General features: G+C 45.5%; 25 protein-coding genes, 1 tRNA gene and 1 other annotated feature. Of the genes, 22 read left to right on the top strand and 4 right to left on the bottom strand.

The genetic code is table 11. The annotated features are described in order from the left end of the window. The first annotated feature begins 103 nt into the window (after positions 1–103). From KGF65_RS06835 to KGF65_RS06815, 5 genes are all read left to right on the top strand, one after another. A complete protein-coding gene (locus tag KGF65_RS06835) occupies positions 104–484 on the top strand; it encodes a MerR family transcriptional regulator (protein WP_021336435.1) in 381 nt (126 codons plus the stop codon). A gap of 44 nt (positions 485–528) precedes the next feature. Next, entirely contained in the window at positions 529–1,875 is a 1,347-nt protein-coding gene (glnA, locus tag KGF65_RS06830) for a type I glutamate--ammonia ligase (RefSeq protein WP_050338789.1), read from the top strand. Positions 1,876–2,057: 182 nt separating this feature from the next. Further along, the gene (locus KGF65_RS06825; protein ID WP_216748055.1) at positions 2,058–2,945 is read left to right on the top strand and encodes an exonuclease SbcC; all 888 of its coding nucleotides are present in this window, start codon (positions 2,058–2,060) and stop codon (positions 2,943–2,945) included. Then, positions 2,935–3,891, top strand: a complete 957-nt coding sequence (locus KGF65_RS06820; protein WP_105923924.1) for a hypothetical protein — start codon at positions 2,935–2,937, stop codon at positions 3,889–3,891. Before KGF65_RS06825 ends, KGF65_RS06820 begins: the two co-directional genes overlap by 11 nt. Positions 3,892–3,906: 15 nt before the next feature. After that, complete coding sequence (locus tag KGF65_RS06815) at positions 3,907–4,446, top strand: dUTP diphosphatase (RefSeq protein WP_105923923.1); 540 nt, start codon at positions 3,907–3,909, stop codon at positions 4,444–4,446. 43 nt (positions 4,447–4,489) lie between these two features. Here the strand turns inward: KGF65_RS06815 and KGF65_RS06810 are convergent, their stop codons facing one another. From KGF65_RS06810 to KGF65_RS06800, 3 genes are all read right to left on the bottom strand, one after another. Continuing rightward, positions 4,490–4,828, bottom strand: coding sequence for a hypothetical protein (locus KGF65_RS06810; RefSeq protein ID WP_105923922.1), 339 nt, complete (start codon positions 4,826–4,828; stop codon positions 4,490–4,492). A gap of 69 nt (positions 4,829–4,897) precedes the next feature. After that, entirely contained in the window at positions 4,898–5,098 is a 201-nt protein-coding gene (locus KGF65_RS06805) for a hypothetical protein (RefSeq protein WP_101873605.1), read from the bottom strand. Positions 5,099–5,220: 122 nt separating this feature from the next. After that, on the bottom strand, positions 5,221–5,577 hold the full coding sequence (locus tag KGF65_RS06800; RefSeq protein ID WP_050338783.1) for a hypothetical protein: 357 nt from the start codon (positions 5,575–5,577) through the stop codon (positions 5,221–5,223). A 158-nt stretch (positions 5,578–5,735) separates the two neighbouring features. On the opposite strand from KGF65_RS06800, the gene KGF65_RS06795 reads away from it, so the two are divergent. Together KGF65_RS06795 and KGF65_RS17265 are read left to right on the top strand one after the other, a co-directional pair. Next, positions 5,736–5,809, top strand: a tRNA-Arg gene (locus KGF65_RS06795). Between the two features lie 769 nt (positions 5,810–6,578). Beyond that, a complete protein-coding gene (locus KGF65_RS17265) occupies positions 6,579–6,704 on the top strand; it encodes a hypothetical protein (protein ID WP_021336442.1) in 126 nt (41 codons plus the stop codon). 85 nt (positions 6,705–6,789) lie between these two features. Here the strand turns inward: KGF65_RS17265 and KGF65_RS06790 are convergent, their stop codons facing one another. Beyond that, positions 6,790–6,945 carry a hypothetical protein gene (locus KGF65_RS06790; RefSeq protein ID WP_003638590.1) on the bottom strand — a complete coding sequence of 52 codons (156 nt, stop codon included), beginning with the start codon at positions 6,943–6,945 and terminating at the stop codon, positions 6,790–6,792. A gap of 400 nt (positions 6,946–7,345) precedes the next feature. Here KGF65_RS06790 and KGF65_RS06785 point away from each other — a divergent pair, with 400 nt between their 5' ends. The 15 genes from KGF65_RS06785 (at position 7,346) to recN (ending at position 18,506) form a co-directional block, all read left to right on the top strand. Next, on the top strand, positions 7,346–7,975 hold the full coding sequence (locus KGF65_RS06785) for a TetR/AcrR family transcriptional regulator (RefSeq protein WP_216748054.1): 630 nt from the start codon (positions 7,346–7,348) through the stop codon (positions 7,973–7,975). 61 nt (positions 7,976–8,036) lie between these two features. Beyond that, positions 8,037–8,110: a sequence feature (ribosomal protein L21 leader region), on the top strand. A gap of 22 nt (positions 8,111–8,132) precedes the next feature. Next, complete coding sequence (gene rplU, locus KGF65_RS06780; protein ID WP_003638592.1) at positions 8,133–8,441, top strand: 50S ribosomal protein L21; 309 nt, start codon at positions 8,133–8,135, stop codon at positions 8,439–8,441. 22 nt (positions 8,442–8,463) lie between these two features. Further along, positions 8,464–8,799: a ribosomal-processing cysteine protease Prp gene (locus tag KGF65_RS06775; RefSeq protein WP_105923920.1), complete on the top strand. Its 336-nt coding sequence runs from the start codon at positions 8,464–8,466 to the stop codon at positions 8,797–8,799. A 24-nt stretch (positions 8,800–8,823) separates the two neighbouring features. Continuing rightward, on the top strand, positions 8,824–9,102 hold the full coding sequence (gene rpmA / locus KGF65_RS06770; RefSeq protein WP_003638594.1) for a 50S ribosomal protein L27: 279 nt from the start codon (positions 8,824–8,826) through the stop codon (positions 9,100–9,102). 169 nt (positions 9,103–9,271) lie between these two features. Continuing rightward, positions 9,272–10,336 carry a Xaa-Pro peptidase family protein gene (locus KGF65_RS06765; protein WP_105923919.1) on the top strand — a complete coding sequence of 355 codons (1,065 nt, stop codon included), beginning with the start codon at positions 9,272–9,274 and terminating at the stop codon, positions 10,334–10,336. A 70-nt stretch (positions 10,337–10,406) separates the two neighbouring features. Further along, positions 10,407–10,964 (top strand): elongation factor P, encoded by a 558-nt coding sequence (gene efp, locus KGF65_RS06760; protein ID WP_003638596.1) that lies wholly within the window; start codon positions 10,407–10,409, stop codon positions 10,962–10,964. A 47-nt stretch (positions 10,965–11,011) separates the two neighbouring features. Next, a complete protein-coding gene (locus KGF65_RS06755; RefSeq protein WP_003638597.1) occupies positions 11,012–11,470 on the top strand; it encodes an Asp23/Gls24 family envelope stress response protein in 459 nt (152 codons plus the stop codon). Next, complete coding sequence (nusB, locus tag KGF65_RS06750; protein ID WP_003638598.1) at positions 11,467–11,886, top strand: transcription antitermination factor NusB; 420 nt, start codon at positions 11,467–11,469, stop codon at positions 11,884–11,886. The genes KGF65_RS06755 and nusB overlap by 4 nt, the downstream gene beginning before the upstream one ends. 146 nt (positions 11,887–12,032) lie before the next feature. After that, complete coding sequence (locus KGF65_RS06745; protein WP_050338780.1) at positions 12,033–12,893, top strand: bifunctional 5,10-methylenetetrahydrofolate dehydrogenase/5,10-methenyltetrahydrofolate cyclohydrolase; 861 nt, start codon at positions 12,033–12,035, stop codon at positions 12,891–12,893. Then, positions 12,886–14,229 carry an exodeoxyribonuclease VII large subunit gene (gene xseA, locus KGF65_RS06740; protein ID WP_105920913.1) on the top strand — a complete coding sequence of 448 codons (1,344 nt, stop codon included), beginning with the start codon at positions 12,886–12,888 and terminating at the stop codon, positions 14,227–14,229. Before KGF65_RS06745 ends, xseA begins: the two co-directional genes overlap by 8 nt. Beyond that, positions 14,229–14,459 carry an exodeoxyribonuclease VII small subunit gene (locus KGF65_RS06735; protein ID WP_003638601.1) on the top strand — a complete coding sequence of 77 codons (231 nt, stop codon included), beginning with the start codon at positions 14,229–14,231 and terminating at the stop codon, positions 14,457–14,459. Before xseA ends, KGF65_RS06735 begins: the two co-directional genes overlap by 1 nt. Then, the gene (locus tag KGF65_RS06730) at positions 14,452–15,342 is read left to right on the top strand and encodes a polyprenyl synthetase family protein (protein WP_216748053.1); all 891 of its coding nucleotides are present in this window, start codon (positions 14,452–14,454) and stop codon (positions 15,340–15,342) included. The genes KGF65_RS06735 and KGF65_RS06730 overlap by 8 nt, the downstream gene beginning before the upstream one ends. Positions 15,343–15,354: 12 nt before the next feature. Beyond that, on the top strand, positions 15,355–16,173 hold the full coding sequence (locus tag KGF65_RS06725; protein WP_050338777.1) for a TlyA family RNA methyltransferase: 819 nt from the start codon (positions 15,355–15,357) through the stop codon (positions 16,171–16,173). An 83-nt stretch (positions 16,174–16,256) separates the two neighbouring features. After that, on the top strand, positions 16,257–16,715 hold the full coding sequence (locus tag KGF65_RS06720; RefSeq protein WP_021336444.1) for an arginine repressor: 459 nt from the start codon (positions 16,257–16,259) through the stop codon (positions 16,713–16,715). A 96-nt stretch (positions 16,716–16,811) separates the two neighbouring features. Next, positions 16,812–18,506, top strand: coding sequence for a DNA repair protein RecN (gene recN / locus KGF65_RS06715; protein WP_050338776.1), 1,695 nt, complete (start codon positions 16,812–16,814; stop codon positions 18,504–18,506). Positions 18,507–18,882 lie beyond the last annotated feature (376 nt).

The raw sequence follows: 18,882 nt of genomic DNA, 5'->3' as shown, positions 1-18,882 counted from the left end.
TGGTATACCTAAGATAAAAACATGTGATATTTTCTAACATGATTGATTGACATTCAATAATAACATTGATATTATTAAGTCTGTATTAAAGAGGAGGGTCGTTATGAAGGAAAAGGAACTGCGTCGCTCGTTAGCTGTCTTGCCGATTGGTACGGTTATGAAGTTGACCAATTTATCTGCACGCCAAATTCGCTATTACGAGGAACAAGATTTGATTACGCCAGAACGCAACGCCGGTAACCGACGGATGTTTTCGTTAAATGATGTTGATCGCTTACTTGAAATCAAGGATTATTTAGCAGATGGCATTAACATGGCAGGTATTAAGGAACTCTATGCGCTCCAACAGCAGCGTGCTGAACAAAAGCAAGCTGACTTGGCGAAACCACTAACGGATCGCGACGTTCGCCGGATCCTTCAAGACGAATTCCTGAATCTCGGTCGATTGCAGTCCGATAAGGGCCCAAATTACCCGGCACACTAAAGGTATTTGCATCCGTTAGTCAATCAATTTAAGGAGCGATTTTCATGGCAAAACAGTCCTACACGAAAGACGATATTCGCCGCATCGTCAAAGAAGAGAACGTTAATTTCTTGCGGTTGATGTTTACCGATTTATTCGGCACGATCAAGAACGTTGAAGTTCCAGTTTCACAACTCGACAAACTCTTGGATAACAAGTTGATGTTTGACGGTTCATCCATTGACGGGTTTGTTCGTATTGAAGAAAGTGACATGTACCTCTATCCAGACTTATCAACTTGGTTGATCATGCCTTGGAACACGGAACATGGTAAAATTGCACGGATTATCTGTGAAGTTTATACAGCTGACCGCAAACCGTTTGAAGGCGATCCGCGGAACAACTTGATTCGGGTCTTGAACGACATGCGTGAAGCGGGTTATACGTCGTTTAATTGTGGGACTGAGCCAGAATTCTTCCTTTTCAAGATGAATGAAAAGGGTGAACCAACGACTGAATTGAATGATAAGGGGAGTTACTTCGACTTATCACCAATGGACTTAGGTGAAAATTGCCGGCGTGATATCGCGCTTGAACTCGAACGTCTCGGCTTCAATGTGGAAGCCAGTCATCATGAAGTGGCGCCGGGCCAACATGAAATTGATTTCAAGTATGCGGATGCGTTGTCAGCGGCGGATCATATTCAGACCTTCAAACTGGTCGTGAAGACGATTGCCCGTAAATATAACCTCTGGGCAACCTTCATGCCGAAACCATTGAATGGTGTTAACGGCTCTGGGATGCACGTCAACATGTCCTTATTCCATGACCAAGGCAATGCTTTCTATGATGCTAGCGATAAGAGTGGCTTAGAATTGTCATCTGACGCTTACCACTTCTTAGGCGGTTTAATGAAGCATGCCCGTTCTTATACGGCGGTTACCAACCCAACGGTCAACTCATACAAACGGTTAGTGCCAGGTTATGAAGCACCCGTTTACGTGGCTTGGTCCGCTTCAAACCGGTCACCAATGATTCGGATTCCTAGTGCGCGTGGCTTATCCACTCGTTTGGAATTACGGAGTGTTGATGCCTCAACCAACCCATACTTGGCCTTTGCAGCCGTATTGGAAGCTGGCTTGGATGGTATCAAGAATGGCATCGAACCACCAAAGAGTGTTGACCGTAACATTTATGTGATGGATGAGGATGAACGTGCCGCTGCCGGCATCGCCGATTTACCATCGACCTTACACAACGCGCTGAAGGAATTCCAGACGGACCCAACGATGAAGAAGGCGTTAGGACCACACATCTATCAGAGTTTCTTGGAAGCTAAACGACTTGAATGGGCATCATATCGTCAACAAGTTAGCGAATGGGAACGCGATCAGTACATGGAATTGTACTAAGCGATTAATTTAGATTAAAATGAGACGGTTAGGGCACCTTCAATGGCGAACTAGCCGTTTTTGTTATAAAATTAGTAAATTAGTCGGGTTGACCTTTATTAATCGGTTAATTTTCGGTAACATTAAGAATAGCAGTGCAATTCAGCAAGTATCCAATTATTATTGATTGCAAGGAGATTATTATGGAAAAACAAAATCAGCCTGATCTTGAAAAACAAGATCAACCAACGCGCGCGCTTACGAAGCGACTTCAACAAAAGTTAGACTATGTAACCACGGTGCGCCAAGCAATAACGGCTGGTGACGACCGGTTGATCTATGAATTGATCGATGGTGACCATTATCACCAAGCCTTACTTAACGAGGAACCGGATCCAACCCGTAACGCCCAAGTCGATTTAATTACGGACGTTTATCCGGCAATCAGTCACTATTTGAGCACCAAGTTAATTGATTATCTAGCACACGAGTACCCATTTTTCTACTATGAAGAGACCCAACTTGGGGAATTTCAGATCTACTTTGGGAATTGGTGGGATCGGCGTCGCTTCGGTAAGCTGAACGTGTTAAAAGTTGCGTTTGAATTCAGCTCCGAAGAATATAACAAACTTGAAAAGACCTTTGAACTGGCACCGGCACATAAACGGTTCAATACGGACCGGATTCAACAAATCTCAGCCGGCAGCGACCAACTGCAAAAGCTAATTGATGCCCAGTCTGACCGTGATGCCCAAAAAGATGAGTTGCGCAAACAATTAAAGGAAAATGGTCAGCGCAACTCGCTCTTTGATTCAGGCCGCATCAAGGAAGAACGCCAACAGATCATTGACCAGTTGACTAAGTTAGCGGACGAAGATGAACAGGCGAATAATGCGCACGCAACCATGAAAGATAACGAAGCTAAAATTTTGACGTTATCCAAGGAAGATACGATTTTGGCTTACGAAAAGCAAGCGATTGAAAACGCCTTTAAGAGTTTCAAGAATTTTAATGAGCGCAACCGTAGTCTTTACGTGGACTACTTGACAACGCTGATTGGGAAGGCGCAGGTAGCGGCTGATGGCGAATAATACAGACACACAAATCGATACAGCGACATTAAGCACCCATGGCAAGCTGAGTACCTTTAATGAAGGCCTCAAGAAAGGTTTAGCAAACGGGGAACGGTTCACGGCTTTGATGGACCAATTGATCGACACGACCGATGGGGAAACTTTGTTGGCGGCTGCCCAAACGTTAGCTGATTTTAAGCTGGATACGGCCTACGTGACATTCCCGCATCAGTATCAGAATGCGGATTACTACCTGATTTTTATGAGTCGTTTACTGGGGATGCACGGTGATGAACAGGCCGTTCTCAACTCACAACGCCATACTGAAGCGTTATACCACGTCTACAGCGCTTTGACCGATGACTATACGTTCTTGTATCAAGTTGTCGCAACGGGGAATGGTGGCGCTTACTACCGGGAACAAACGACCGGCGAACAACTCTTCTATATTAATCTAGAACGGCGCTTATTGCGTTTCAATAGTACGGCGTTCACCAATTTATTTATTAATAAATTATTGTTGAAGGGGACGGGTATTGATCAGATCAATACGGTCTTGTCGACACTGATTAAGTTTGGTCACTGTTTACAGGATGATTTCGGTTTCAACGTTGACTTTAATATTCTCGATGTCGCCAATGCAGCTAAGTATGAACTACGGGCGGCAGACCTGGACCAAGCAATCGTTGACAAGCTGTTTGTGAGTGCGGCTGAAAATGATTATATGTTGCAGAACTCACAGCAGGGCCATGGCGCGCAGATCGAATTACGGGCCGGGCTAACAGTCGACATTTTTGATGCGGCTGACGCCGGTGCGAGCCCTAAGTGGGTATTGACGGTGCATGATCCTGACCAAACGGTATCATGGTTCGACGTGCTCTTACACTTTGGGTTTATGCGCGACTGGTATCTAGATAATATCGATTCACTTGAAATAAAAGCGGATCCATTAGTATTTGCTTAAGCATGGGGGATTTTGATGCTAGAATTAACGACATTGTTACAGCAATCTATTCGTCTCGACCGTGATATCACGGCCCGACAACAAATTCATTGGCGGCCAGAAGAACGGCTACAAAATGCGATGGTCTCACTCGATGTGGAATTGGCAGAAATGGCCAATACATCGGAGTGGTTCAAGGTGTGGAAAATTCACCGTGGCAAAGCTGATCCGGATAAGACGCATCGCGAGACACTCTTAAACGAATACGTCGACGCGATGGATTTCTTCTTCCTCGTCTCAGCGATTCAGCAGTGGACCCATCTCATCCCACTGACCGCTGAGCAATTACAGGAAATCGCAGCAAAGCCTGCCACCGATTTGAATAAGCAATACTTAGCCATTAAACATTTGGTCTATGATGCTTATTTCAATCATCGTCAAGAGAGCTATCGGCACGCTTGGCACGTTTTCTTGAAGATTGGGCTAGTGGACTTCGGCTTTGCGCAAGACGAGATTCAGGCTGCGTTTACGGCTAAAAATCAAGTTAATCAGCAACGACAAGCAGATCACTATTAAAAAACAACCTAATTACGCGAGCATTCACGTAACTAGGTTGTTTTTAGTCTGCCGTAATCAATTCGGCGTCGTTATCTGGATCTTGGGCCACCAGCTCGTTGACACGGTCAATCAATGTTTGTCGCTGGTCAAGGTCGTCATCACATTCAAAGAACGCACCTAATTCCTCGGCTAGAATGTCTTTACCGGCGTCCATGTAACGGAAATCGTTGCTGGTAATGGTATAGTGTTGGTGATCAGGCATCCGCGCAATCACGCAACCAGTCGCAGATTTTCCTTTAGAGTCTTTGTCCGTAAACTCCACCGCTAGTACGAACGGCGTGTCAGTTGAACGGTCTTTGATGGCGTGGGCCACGTTACCGGCAATTGCTTCAAGTTTCAATACAGTTCACCTCAGGTCATATTATACGCACTATTTGACCCTGATGCGAGCGCTGATTTGATCGTAGAATCAATCGAGCAACTGTTCCGCGCGTTGCTTTTCCGCGGCATAAAACTGGTTAAACGCGCGGTAGGCTAGTATCGTCAGTCGGTAGTGTCGTTGTGCGACCAGTAAATTGTTGTGAAATTCAAACGTTGCGCGCCCTTGTTGGATAAACGTGAGCGTGTCATTGAGATAGATGTTGCTGCTGATGCCATGACGGATTAACATTGGTGAACGCCCCCCTGAGGTCCATTAATAAGCCTATTTTAATCCCGTTGGTCGGTGGGGTGGTCACGATGCACTTGGATTGTTGGGTCAGCGAATGTTAGTTGGGATGAGTCAGTTCAGGTTTACTTGCTTCCAATGTCGCCCATATACGCCACTAGCATTGAAGAAAGCGTCAAACTCATGATTTTGAATAAAGGTTGGACTGGTGTATTAGTAACTAGTGACGTGTCTCCGATAAGAATAGCTATGGCGATCAATGATGGTACTATTGTCCACGAGACGGTCGTATCTAGCTGTTTAATTGGGTCGAAGGCAACTTGATGATGGTTTACGACAAAAGACAAGAACGCGAGGATCCAAATCTCGATTGCGCAGCTCACCCATTGTGGGACGTCGGGATAAGCGTTGCCAATTATCGCACTGAATATCACTGTAGCAGAGCTTACAATAAAGTTGATAGTTTTTTCGTCTTGTGTCATAAAAAAGTTTCCTCCTTGGTTGGTGTATTTCCATCCTAATTAAAGTTTCCTCAACTGGAAAATTCACCCTGGTTATTTGTCAGTAGCTGGATTTTTTTCAATGTTTAAATAATAAATTGACACACTTCCACAACTTAACTATAATTAATCTTGTTGTTGTCACGGTAGCTCAACTGGATAGAGCATCCGCCTTCTAAGCGGAGGGTTGTGAGTTCAAGTCTCACTCGTGACATATTAGAAGCTATTGGTGCAAAATAAAAAATCAGGAATCCCGTTAAATCAATGTTTAACAGGGTTCCTGATTTTTCGTGTGTCTTTAAAAACTGCAATTATTGAAAAAACGTGCACAAAATGTGCACATAAATTGACGTCTTATTTTGTTTTTAGAATGACTGGTCAGCAGGATAAGAAAATTATTTGTGTCATCGACGTTGCTGGCAACTGCAAGCAAAATATGGTCAATGGTCACTAGGTCAATTTGATATTGACGGCTATTTTGGGATGTGGACGTAATTTTGACACGACAGAAAACTGTCTTCCGGCAGGCATGCTGTTCGCAGGACGAATTAAGAGCTAGCATCAGTCGTTCAGAAATAGTTTCGATTCTAGCGAATACACCAAACTTATATTGTTGAATTGTAATATTTGTAACAGAACTGTGTTAATAAAAAGTAAGCACATCAGCTCAATTGAATCACGTGGAGAATTTTGCCGATAAAAACGCTGTTGATCGTAGGACTTAAATTTTTTTCGGCTAAGACAGATCATTTTCAGAAAAACGCCCGGGTATAAACCCTTTAATGACAGTCACAATGTCGGTGATTACACGAAAATAAATGACTTAAAAATCCAAGCTAAAACGAGACTAAAAAAGGGAAATTAACCAACAACCATTAAGAAAAGTTAAAGAAATGCAAAAAAAGCATTAAACCGATTTGTTTCGCTTGAAATATTGCTGTAACAAAACGATAATAATCATGTAACAAGGAAGGAGAATTCTTATGGGTTCAGTAGTTGCAATTGTCGGTATCATCGCCATCGCTGGTGGCGTCCAATATTATTCAAACTTTGTTGCCAAAGAGAATGCAAGCAGTAAGCATTTCACTGCTTCCCGTAATGACCGTTAGTCAACGGGGATTCTTACGCACATCGGTATTATACAATCAAATTAAAAAAAGAACTGCTCATCGTAATGAGCAGTTCTTTTTTTAATTACTTAAGTTTTGGTGCTTTTTCGATGGTGTCAGTCTTGCCGGCAGCCCAACGTTGGATAGCAGCAATTTCTTTTTCGCGACGAACGCGCTTTTGCTTGCCTGCAACTGGCCGACGTGCTGCCCAGGTGTTATATGGTTTTGCAACAACAGTCATAAGAGATGTCCCTCCTTTGATTAGTCCAATAACGACTATATTAAACAAGAATAGTGTACATTGCAACCGAATTAACAGGAAAAGCCAGACTTTTCCTAAAAATTGCATTATTAGTATACCGGTTATTTTACCTGGTTGTCAAGATAAAATCCTTTACAGCGATGCTTATGGTGCCTGATTATGGATCAAGGTGCGATGAAATGGGTGAGAAGTTACCAGTAGAGGACGGTCAAAGCCCGCTATGTCGGCAAGCTTGCCTTCCCTAGGATAGTGGCGCTTGCCTTGATATTCCGTCTGATGTTAGACGTAATTAAACTTTTTGTCCGGGTAATCAGTAACTGTTAGACGCTCTTAGTAATTAATGTTATATTAGTTATGAAATGAAAGTAGGGAAGTAAACATGAGCCATGAAGTTGACCCGCGCGTCGATAAAACTCGGCGCCGACTAAGAAAAGCATTAATTACCTTGTTACAAACAGAATCAGTGGAGAACATCTCTGTGCAAAAGCTGACCAGTACGGCGTCAGTGACGCGCGGAACTTTTTACCTTCATTATAAGGACAAACCCGCCTTTGTTGATCAGGCCCTCGATGATTTGGTCACGGAACTGTTTGAGACGGCGATGGTCACGGTGTCGGTCGGAGATATTATGACTAATCCAATCGATCCGTTGCAACGTGTGCAGGTGCTGTCGCTATCGAAAGCATTGGGCTATATTAGTCAGCATGCAGAAGCCTTCGAGACCCTCTTGCTCCATCAACGGCAGTTAGCGGTGAACCAGCGCATCAACCAGCAGATGACGACTTGGATGGACAAATTTTATCATCAATTTGAAGCGCAATTTGCAGATTTGGAAGTGCCGGTCAGCATCCAAATCGCTTATTATGTTTCTGCGACAGTCGGGTTGATTACGGACTGGCTGGAAAATGACATGATCTATACGCCACATTATTTGACGAAGTGTATCAAAAAGATGCATCATTTAATGACGATGAGTAATACCAGTTTTACTGATTTTTTTGTCAAATAAAATCATTGCTTGACTATTGAATGGAAATTTGATAATATTTTCCTGTTGTATTTGTGGACTTCTACAGCTACAACCGCACGGATTGAGTCTTAAGTTCAGCAATGGCACTTACATTCGGCGAGTCTAAGTGATTCATAATTTAAGGAGGTGCACAAACGTGTACGCAATTATTGTAACTGGTGGTAAACAATATAAAGTTGAAGCAGGCCAAGCAATTTACGTTGAAAAGCTTGACGCTGCTGCTGGCGACAAGGTAACTTTTGATCAAGTTGTCTTTGTTGGTGGCGACACAACTAAGGTTGGAACACCTACTGTTGATGGTGCGACGGTTGAAGGTACTGTTGAAAAGCAGGGCCGTGGCCGTAAAGTGGTTACTTTCAAGTACAAGGCTAAGAAAGGCCAACATACTAAGAAGGGTCATCGCCAACCATACACTAAGGTAACGATCGACACAATTAATGCATAATTAAGAAAGTAGGCATTCCTTTATGATTCAGGCAACCATTTCCCGTAATGCGACCGGTCAGGTGACCGCTTTTAAGTTAACGGGACATGCTGATTCAGGTGCTTATGGACAAGACATCGTTTGTGCGGCGGTTTCGGTGTTAGCAATTAGTACGATCAATGGGATTGAACAAGTTGCCCACTTACAACCCGCAGTGCAAAGTGATGAAACCAATGGTGGTTTGTTGATTGTGGATTTTACCAAGCTTGACTTGGCGAATACCCAATTACAAACGTTACTGGCGAGTTTCACACTTGGTTTGAACGATGTGGCCGCGAACTACGGTGATTACATCCAAGTTCGCGAACAAACACGATAACCACATTCGGAGGTGGACTTTACTATGTTAATGAACTTGCAATTCTTCTCTCACCATAAAGGTGGCGGTTCAACTGCCAACGGTCGGGATTCAGCTGGTCGGCGTTTAGGTGCCAAGCGGGCTGACGGCCAAACTGTTAAGAATGGGAACATTCTTTATCGTCAACGCGGAACCCATATTTACCCAGGTGTAAACGTTGGCCGTGGTGGCGACGATACATTATTTGCAATGGCTGACGGTGTCGTTCGTTTTGAACGCAAAGGTCGCGACAAACGCCAAGTTTCTGTTTACCCAGCAAAATAATTTTTGAAGAGCCTCTGCATGGAGGCTCTTTTTTTGTGACGCCAGCGCATAAGCTCACGTGGCGACGGTGCTAATTTTACCGTTGACTGGATGCGCCATTGAAATCATTAGCTTCAGGTTTTGGAAAGTTTGGTATAATGAAGCGTGAGGTTATGATGGGAGTGACAGTATGAAAACTCGAGTTGAGCGGTTACAAAATCAGTTTGATCCACTGAAAATCGATGCATTCTTGGTTTCTAGCGGTGCGAACCTGCAATATTTGACTGGAATGGCAGACATGGCCGGTGACGGTTACTTGCTAGTGTTGGCGAATGACGCTTATCTGGTGACGGATGCCCGTTACCAGACTGCATTTGCTACCCGTTATGATGACCAGCACTTAGTCATTACCCGTGATTATCTGGGGGCCGTTTGTGATATTATTGAACGGACGCACACTGGTGTCATGGGATTTGAAGCGGAGATTCCATATTCAGCCTACAGCTATTTGGATGAGAACTTGGTCAGTGACTTGGTGGCACTGCCAGACGTTGTCGACGATTTGCGCATCACTAAGGAACCTGATGAGCTGACCAAGCTCCGTGCTAGCGCTAAGTTGGCGGATGCCGGTTTTGAGTACGTGACCAGCATCGTTCGTCCTGGCATGCGTGAGATTGATGTCAGCAACTTGCTAGATGCCTTTATGCGCACACACGGCGCTAGTGGGCCATCTTTCACCACCATCGTGCTTGGTGGCGCACGAGCGGCGTTGCCACACGGGACGGCCTCGGATGCGCTGCTTAAGGCGGGGCAGCTGGTTACATTGGACTTTGGCTATTTTCTAAATGGCTATACTTCTGATATGACCCGGACCTTTGCGCTTGGAACGCCGGATGCCAAACTGGCAACGGCTTACCAAGCGGTTCAAGCGGCGCAACAGGCAGTGGTGGATCAGGTGAAGGCTGGTGCAGCGACGGCTGAGCTAGATGCAGTTGGTCGTCAACTTTTGACGGATGCTGGCTACGGTCCCGCATTCAACCATGGGATGGGCCACGGGATTGGTTTAGCAATTCATGAAGGACCACTGATCTCTAAAAACACGACCGGGGTCCTAGTGCCCAATAGTGTGGTAACCGTTGAACCCGGCGTTTATTTCCCTGATTTGGGTGGCATGCGCATCGAGGATGACGTGCTCGTGACTGCGACCGGACATGAACGGCTGACACAGGCCACTCGTGATTTACTGATTTTATAGTTAAGACAGTTGCCACAACGGCCTGGTCTTGTTATAGTTATAAAGATATCTTTGAGGAGGATTTTTTAAAATGATTTCAACAGCAGATTTTAAAAATGGTTTGACCATTGAAGTAGACAACGCAATTTGGCGCATCGTGGAATTCCAGCACGTTAAGCCTGGTAAGGGTGGCGCCTTTGTTCGTTCGAAGCTTAAGAACTTACGGACGGGTGCGGTTCAAGACAAGACATTCCGTGCCGGTGCTCGGATGGAACAAGCCCCAATCGAAAAGAGTACGATGCAGTACCTTTACGCCGATGGTGACAGTTATGTCTTCATGAATACTGAAACTTACGAACAAATCGAAATTCCTGGCGACCACATTCAAAACGAATTGAAGTTCTTGAAGGAAAACATGGAAGTTCAAGTGACGCTTTACAAGGGTGAAGTGTTAGGGATTGATTTACCAAACACAGTTACTTTGGAAGTTGCCGAAACTGAACCTGGTATCAAGGGTGACACGGCTTCTGGTGGTTCAAAGCCAGCAACGTTGGAAACTGGTGCGATCATTCAAGTGCCATTCTTCGTTAAGGCGGGCGACAAGTTGATCGTCAACACCGTTGATTCCACTTACGTTTCACGGGCTTAATTTCAACGAACTAATACCGGCAAACATGGAATTGGAGGAATGTCAAAATGGCTGACAGTAGCAACATTACGTTACAAACCAAAGAACCCAGCTTAGGACAAATTCAAATTGCACCAGAAGTGCTTGAAATCATCGTTGGCATCGCCGTAAGTCAAATTGATGGCGTCAACCGGATGCGTGGAACGATTTCTTCCAGTGTAAATGAGTTGTTCGGTCGCAAGAAAAATCTTGGTAAGGGTGTCAAGCTGACAATCGTCGATTCACAAATTAGTGTGGACGTTTATGCTTACTTAGACTATGGTGTGTCAGTGCCGAAAGTGGCGTTGGCGATTCAGGATAAGGTCAAGCAACAGATTTTATTCATGACTGACCTAGCACTGAGCGAAGTAAACGTGCATATCACGGGTATCGTGACTGAAAAGACTGAAAGTGCGATCGATCCAAACAACTTGTTTGGTGATGAAGACACCACTGCCGATGAAAATGAAGATGGTGAAGAATCGTGAGTTTAACGCGTCATGAAATCCGGGAAAAGGCATTTCAAGCGCTGTTTGCGTTAAATGCGAACCCGGACGCTGATGAAAATCAGTTATTCCAACAGTTACTCAACCCTGAAGAAGCGGATGATATCGAGATTCCAGCTTATTTAAGCACGTTGGTAACTGGTGTTCGTGAACATCAAGCGGAATTAGACGCTCAAATTCAACCTTATCTTAGTCAGAAGTGGTCCTTGGATCGCCTCGCTAAGACGGATTTGATTATCTTACGAATGGCGTTCTTTGAATTGCAATTTGTTGACGACGTGCCGACCAAGGTCGCTGTCAACGAAGCAATTGAATTGGCCAAGGCGTTCAGTGATGACCGGTCACGGAAATTCGTGAGTGGTGTCTTGGGCAAAGTGGTCAAAAATCAAGCCAATTAGTCTAAAACCGAACAATCTTATGCTCTACCGTAAAAGTCTGGCTGTTTGCCAGACTTTTTTTAATAAGTTATTAGAAAACCTGTCATAAATCAAGGCAATGAATATGCTAAAATAAGACCAGACAGAGAAAGAGGAGTGTGGCACTTGTGACGAAGATTATTGATGGTAAAGCAGTAGCAAAGAAGGTTAATGCACAGACAGCAACGGCGGTCGCGGATTTAGTTGCGCAAGGAATTCAACCGGGGATTGCTGTCATTATCGTTGGGGACGATGCAGCCAGTCAAATCTATGTGCGAAATAAGAATCGCAAAGCCACTAAATTGGGGATGCATTCCGTCGTTCGGCAATTACCGGCAACGACGACGCAAGCGGAGTTGTTAGCGATTATTGCTGACTACAATGCTGATGAAAGTATTCATGGGATTTTGGTGCAGTCACCATTGCCCGCCCAAATCAATGAGCCACTGATCACCATGGCGATTGATCCTAAAAAAGATGTGGATGGGTTCCATCCAAGTAATGTTGGTAAGTTACTGACCAACTTTCCTGGGAATTATCCCGTTGCCAATACCCCGCGCGGTATCATGACGATGCTTCATGAATATGGCGTTGATCCGGCTGGTAAGACGGCGGTGGTGATTGGTCGTAGTACGATCGTCGGCAAACCGATGGCGGCACTGTTGACGAATGCCAACGCCACGGTAACGATTGCCCACAGTAAAACAGCGAATTTAAAAGCAGTCGCCCGTACGGCTGATATCTTAGTGGTTGCGACTGGGATTGCCCATTTAATTACGGGTGATGATATCAAGCCGGGCGCAACGGTTATTGATGTTGGCATGGACCGTGATGAAAATGGTAAACTAGTGGGTGACGTCGACTTTGAATCTGCACAAGGGGTCGCCGGCTTGATCACGCCAGTTCCTGGTGGGGTCGGCCCGATGACGATTGCTACGTTGATGCAGACGACAGTCGAACTTGCAAAATGGAGTGATGTACGTGAGTGAGAGTCAACAATATTTGACGGTTTCAGCTTTAACACAGTATATCAAGCGTAAATTTGAAGTCGACCCGTATTTAGGCAAAGTCTATCTGACGGGTGAAGTTTCAAACTACCGGCCGCGTCCGAATACGCATCAGTATTTCAGTCTGAAAGACGACCATGCGAAGATTTCAGCCATTATGTTTAAATCGGCCTTTGCCAAGGTGAAGTTTCAACCTGAAGAAGGAATGAAGGTGCTGGTCGTTGGCCGCATCGGACTATATGAGCCGAGTGGTAGTTATCAGATCTACGTTGAACGAATGGAACCAGATGGGGTTGGTGCGCTGTACCAAGCCTATGAACAATTAAAAAAGAAATTAGCGGCTGAGGGCTTGTTTAGTGCGCCCAAAAAGCCGCTTCCGCGTTTTCCAAAACGAATTGCCGTGGTGACAAGTCGCAGTGGGGCCGTGATTCGAGATATTATCACAACGGCCCGGCGACGGTTTCCGATTGCGCAGATCGTCCTATTTCCAGCCCAGGTCCAAGGAGACGCGGCGGCTGCCGAAATTAGTCGACAGATTGAACGTGCCAATGCCCAGGGTGATTTTGACACCCTGATCATCGGGCGTGGTGGTGGTTCGATTGAAGATTTGTGGCCGTTCAATGAAGAAGTCGTGGCGCGCGCAATTGCCCAAAGTCAATTACCCGTGATCTCATCGGTCGGACATGAAACCGATACGACGATTGCGGATTTAGTTGCGGACGTCCGCGCCGCAACGCCGACTGCTGCGGCAGAACTGGCGGTTCCGGTATACAATGATGTCTTGCTACAATTGAAGCAGGATCAGACGCGGGTGCTGAATGCGTTTCAAAACTTGGTCCAGCGTGACCGGCAACGCCTAAATAAGCTGACGGCCTCGTATGTCTTCACACAGCCTAATCGCTTATATGAAGGCTACTTGCAGAAACTGGATTTCTTGAACGAGCGCCTAAAACAAGCGGGCCAAAACCAGTTGAATGTCGCCAATCAACAATATCAACGCGTCTTTCAGCAGTTACGGCAACAGACACCCATTCACCAAGTTCGCCAAGCGCAGACGCAACTAGCCAATTTAGAGCAGCGCTTAAATCGGAGTACTCAGTTAGTCCTTCGGCAAAAGCGCCAACAGCTAACGCAGACGGTTCAATCATTAGATTTATTGAGTCCGTTGAAGATCATGACCCGTGGCTATGCGTTCGTCACTGCTGAGGACCAGGTCATTCATGGCGTCAAGCAGTTGCAACCGCAACAAACTGTGACGATTCATATGACTGATGGTGAAGCTGAAGCTCAAGTTACTAAGATTGATGGAGGAAAATAATGGCTGAACAACCTACTTTTGAACAAAATTTATCACAATTAGAAACGATCGTTAACCAATTAGAACAAGGTGACGTGCCGTTGGAACAAGCCTTGGATCAATTTCAAAAGGGGGTTGCGCTGAGCAAGCAGTTACAAGCAACCCTTGAAGGTGCCGAAAAGACACTGACTAAGATGATGGATGAAAATGGTGACGAAGTCCCGTTTGAGCAAGCTGACGCCAATGAATAAGCAACAATTGGCAGCCTTTGAAGCCGAATGGCGACCTCGAATCAATCAGTATTTGGACCAACAGTTACAGGCTTGCTCAGACCGGCCAACGTTGGCAGCGTCAATGCGTTATTCAGTACTAGCGGGCGGCAAACGCTTGCGGCCGCTACTAACACTAGCCGTCCTTGATGTCTTTGGGGTTACAATTACACCAGCACATTTGCGTGCCAGTACGGCGGTAGAATTAATGCATACTTATTCGCTGATTCACGATGATTTGCCAGCAATGGACAATGACCGCTTGCGCCGTGGGGAACCAACTAATCACGTCAAGTTTGGTGAAGATGTCGCGATTTTGGCCGGTGATGCGTTGCAGCCGCTGACGTTTGAATGGATCGCAGATAGTGGCTTGCCGGCAACCATGATTGCGCAACAAACGCTCGCTTTAGCCCAAGCGACTGGTCCAAAAGGAATGGTGGCTGGTCAGGTTGCGGATGTGCTGGGTGCGGGACGTCATCTGGCGTTACCAGCTTTGCAACAGCTGCATCGTGAAAAGACTGGGGCAATGATCCACTATGCTGTTCAAGCCGGACTAATTCAAGCTGAAGTACCAACGGCAATTCAAGACCCCTTATTAGCGTATGCGGATGCGTATGGGTTGGCATTTCAAATTTTTGATGATATTTTGGATGTCACCAGTACCCCTGAAGAACTTGGTAAGGCGACGCACAAGGATGCGGATGAGCATAAAAACACCTATCCGGGCTTGTTAGGCCTCGATGGCGCGCAACAGGCGCTGAAACAGGCGGTAGCGGCTGCTGAAGCGGCCTTGGAACAAGTGCAAGCAATCAGTGGGCGTGAAATGACACTGTTAGCAGCTTTCTTGACGTATTTTACAGATTAAGGACTAATTTAGATGGAAAAAGAACGAGTTGACGTATTATTAGTACAACAGGGGTTATTTGATACCCGTGAAAAGGCCAAGCGGGCAGTGATGGCCGGTGAAATTCTGGGCGTAAATGAAGAACGCTTGGACAAACCTGGGATGAAGATCCCAGTAGCCACCGCCTTACATTTGAAGGGCAAACCGATGCCCTATGTTTCTCGGGGTGGCTTAAAGTTAGAAAAAGCCCTCAAGAGCTTTGAAATTGATGTGACTGGTAAGACCGTGTTGGACATTGGCTCTTCAACTGGTGGCTTTACTGACGTCGTACTTCAAAATGGTGCCAAAATGAGTTATGCACTCGATGTTGGTAGCAATCAGTTGGTCTGGAAATTGCGCCAAGATCCCCGAGTAGTGGTCATGGAACATACCAATTTCCGGTATAGTAAGTTAGCGGACTTCAAGGAAGGTCAGCCTAACTTTGCCTCAATTGATGTGTCGTTTATTTCGCTGCATTTGATCTTACCACCACTGCACGCGATTATTGAAACTGGTGGGTCCGTGGTGGCATTGATTAAGCCACAGTTTGAAGCAGGTCGTGAGAACGTTGGAAAGCACGGCATTGTGCGTGATCCCGCCGTCCACAAAGCCGTTTTGACGGATATTATTTCATTTGCCCAGGAAAATGGCTACAACGTCTTAGGCCTTGATTTCTCACCAATCAAGGGTGGTGAAGGGAATATCGAATTCTTGGTTCACCTACAAGCCACGGATGAAACGCCACGGGTTGCACCATCCGTTTCAATCGAAAAAACACAGACTGCTGCTTACGAACAGTTGAACAAAGCCTAATTTTTAAATCCGGACTTTCATATTTATGCAATTTGGCTTATGATGTGTTTAAATAAGTATGAATAGCTACCGGGGGTGATCGGGTGAAGAAGCAAGAGCGCCAACGCTACATTAAACGATTATTGAGTTCGAACGAAATTGAACGACAAGAAGACTTTGTCAAGCTGTTACGTGCCGAAAATATCGACGTGACGCAGGCAACGATTTCGCGCGATATTAAGGATATGCAGCTGGTCAAGGTTCCCTCGGCAACGGGCGGTTACCATTATAGTATGCCGGTGCAGAAACAGATGGATACCGAGAAGAAGCTGAAGCGAACGCTGAAAGATGCCTATGTGTCTTATGCGACCCAGGATAAGTTCGTGCTCATCAAGGTGTTGCCAGGTAATGGGCCGGCGCTAGCAACGTTAATAGAAGCGATGCATTATGAAGAAATTTTTGGGACGCTTGGTGATGATGCCAACGTCTTGATTATCTGCAAATCGCTCGCGATGACACTCGAGTTGCAACAAAAAATTCAACGCTTACTTAGCGATAATTAGGCTGGTAAGCCATCTTCGACCTGTTCACGTGCGTGTCAGGTCGCTTTTTTTCAAAAACTTTTGGGTCACGCAAATGCTTTTAAGGAGGGCTTGCGGGTGTTACAAGAACTATCGATTACGAATTTTGCAATTATTGAACATTTAGATATTGCCTTTGAAGCTGGGATGACAGTTTTGACTGGTGAGACGGGTGCTGGTAAATCGATTATTATTGATGCGGTCGGCCTGTTAGCAGGTGGCCGCGGTTCGTCAGAATTTATTCGGACGGGCGCAGATAAAGCTGTCTTACAGGGGATGTTTATTTTGCCGGCGGACGGCGTGACGGCTCAACTGTTAGATGAAGCAGGAATTGACCACGCTGACAATACGGTGATTTTGCAACGCGAAATTACGAAGAGTGGCCGCAACACTTGTCGAATCAATGGCATGCTGGTGAATACGACGACTTTGAAGCAAATTGGTGAAACGATTGTTGATATTCATGGACAAAACGAACATCAAGAATTGATGCAACCAGAAAAGCATTTAGGGCTATTAGATGAATTTGCTGCGGCCAAGATTCGGAAGTTAAAACAGCAGTATCAGCAGCAGTATGATCACTATCAGCAATTAAATCGCGAATTACGACAGAAAAATGCAAATGAAAAAGAGTGGGCACAACGTTTAGACATGCTGAATTTTCAGGTTGATGAAATCGCAGCTGCCCAAGTTAAAGTTGGTGAAGAGGCGGCGCTGATTGCTGAACGGGATCGGCTTGATAACTATCAAATGATCAATCAGGCGTTGCAACAAAGCTATACGTTGTTAGCTGCTGGCGAGGAAACGACTGGAGCTGTCGACATGGTTGGGACGGCGATGAATGCATTGGAGCCGATTGCCAATTTGGATTCGGCGTTCAACGAAATTACCGTCAATGTCAAGAATGCCTTTTATGGCTTGCAGGATGCAGCTGGGCAAATCTCAAATCAGTTAGACTTACAAGAATTCGATGAAGGGCGGCTAGATGAAATTGAGCAACGCCTAGATGTGTTGAGCCAATTGAAACGCAAGTACGGTGATTCTGAACAGCAAATTCTCGATTATTATCAAAAAATTGCCGCTGAGCTCGCCAAAATGACTGACTCAGAAGAAAATAGTGAAGATCTCGCACAACGAGTGACCGATGCCAAAGACAAACTGTTGAAGACGGGTGAGGCCTTGTCAGATAAGCGGCGCACGGCTGCCAAAGTCCTACAACGTCAGATTCATCAAGAGCTCAAAGATTTATACATGGACAAGGCCATTTTCGAAGTTCGGTTTAAGCCCACTAAAGGTCAAATCTATCGGAGTGGTTTAGATAGTGTCGAGTTTTACATTCAAACCAACCCAGGTGAGCGAATGCGACCACTGGCTAAGATTGCCTCTGGTGGGGAACTCTCACGGATGATGCTAGCACTCAAGACGATTTTCTCAGAATCACAAGGAATCACCAGTATTATCTTCGACGAAGTGGATACCGGGGTCAGCGGTCGGGTCGCACAAGCGATTGCTGAAAAAATCAATGGAATTGCACACTTTTCACAAGTGCTGTGTATCACGCATCTGCCACAAGTAGCGGCAATGAGTGATCATCATTACTTCATTGCCAAAAAAATCACCGGCAAACGCACCAAGACGAGTGTCACGAAACTGGATAACGCTGCCCGGGTGAAAGAATTGGCCCGGATGCTGGCTGGTACGAAGGTGACTAAACTTTCATTGGAACATGCCGAGGAGCTATTGCAACTGGCCGATGAAGAAAAGGACGAATGATGTTTTTTCATAACGGATTTAATTCCAAATTAGCAGGCGATACAGTGTCAGTGGACGTGCTGGCAAGTAATCAGAGGTATAAACTAACTGACGGCTCGATTAAGCGAGTACTGTTACGCCTTAATTCAAATAAGCATTCAAATCAGACCGACCAGTGATGGTGGGCCTTTTTTGGTTGCCCGTGAAAGTCTGAACAACCCGAGATATTACGCCAGGTGACAGGATGCTTTGGACGCGGTAATTCTTAAGTGACAATGGTCTACAGTCCGAACAGAATACGTTATAATGTGATTGATTATGATGTTGAAGCCAGTAAATCACGGGTCTAAATTTATTGACCAGGGCTCAAACGGTATGAATGCTAGCTTATTGACGT

This window comes from Lactiplantibacillus sp. 30.2.29 (assembly GCF_018991255.1).
Lineage (GTDB): Bacteria > Bacillota > Bacilli > Lactobacillales > Lactobacillaceae > Lactiplantibacillus > Lactiplantibacillus pentosus.
This window is presented reverse-complemented; position numbering and strand designations above follow the sequence as displayed.

Excerpts from the sequence above, each read along its gene's own strand:
- KGF65_RS06820 (WP_105923924.1), top strand. The coding sequence starts at position 2,935 with ATGGCGAATAATACAGACACACAAATCGATACAGCGACATTAAGCACC.
- KGF65_RS06735 (WP_003638601.1), top strand. The coding sequence starts at position 14,229 with ATGGCTGAACAACCTACTTTTGAACAAAATTTATCACAATTAGAAACG.
- KGF65_RS06785 (WP_216748054.1), top strand. The coding sequence starts at position 7,346 with ATGAGCCATGAAGTTGACCCGCGCGTCGATAAAACTCGGCGCCGACTA.
- KGF65_RS06815 (WP_105923923.1), top strand. The coding sequence starts at position 3,907 with ATGCTAGAATTAACGACATTGTTACAGCAATCTATTCGTCTCGACCGT.
- rpmA (WP_003638594.1), top strand. The coding sequence starts at position 8,824 with ATGTTAATGAACTTGCAATTCTTCTCTCACCATAAAGGTGGCGGTTCA.
- glnA (WP_050338789.1), top strand. The coding sequence starts at position 529 with ATGGCAAAACAGTCCTACACGAAAGACGATATTCGCCGCATCGTCAAA.
- KGF65_RS06755 (WP_003638597.1), top strand. The coding sequence starts at position 11,012 with ATGGCTGACAGTAGCAACATTACGTTACAAACCAAAGAACCCAGCTTA.
- KGF65_RS06790 (WP_003638590.1), bottom strand. The coding sequence starts at position 6,945 with ATGACTGTTGTTGCAAAACCATATAACACCTGGGCAGCACGTCGGCCA.
- KGF65_RS06805 (WP_101873605.1), bottom strand. The coding sequence starts at position 5,098 with ATGTTAATCCGTCATGGCATCAGCAGCAACATCTATCTCAATGACACG.
- KGF65_RS06765 (WP_105923919.1), top strand. The coding sequence starts at position 9,272 with ATGAAAACTCGAGTTGAGCGGTTACAAAATCAGTTTGATCCACTGAAA.
- KGF65_RS17265 (WP_021336442.1), top strand. The coding sequence starts at position 6,579 with ATGGGTTCAGTAGTTGCAATTGTCGGTATCATCGCCATCGCTGGTGGC.
- KGF65_RS06775 (WP_105923920.1), top strand. The coding sequence starts at position 8,464 with ATGATTCAGGCAACCATTTCCCGTAATGCGACCGGTCAGGTGACCGCT.
- efp (WP_003638596.1), top strand. The coding sequence starts at position 10,407 with ATGATTTCAACAGCAGATTTTAAAAATGGTTTGACCATTGAAGTAGAC.
- KGF65_RS06730 (WP_216748053.1), top strand. The coding sequence starts at position 14,452 with ATGAATAAGCAACAATTGGCAGCCTTTGAAGCCGAATGGCGACCTCGA.
- KGF65_RS06825 (WP_216748055.1), top strand. The coding sequence starts at position 2,058 with ATGGAAAAACAAAATCAGCCTGATCTTGAAAAACAAGATCAACCAACG.
- KGF65_RS06725 (WP_050338777.1), top strand. The coding sequence starts at position 15,355 with ATGGAAAAAGAACGAGTTGACGTATTATTAGTACAACAGGGGTTATTT.
- KGF65_RS06800 (WP_050338783.1), bottom strand. The coding sequence starts at position 5,577 with ATGACACAAGACGAAAAAACTATCAACTTTATTGTAAGCTCTGCTACA.
- KGF65_RS06835 (WP_021336435.1), top strand. The coding sequence starts at position 104 with ATGAAGGAAAAGGAACTGCGTCGCTCGTTAGCTGTCTTGCCGATTGGT.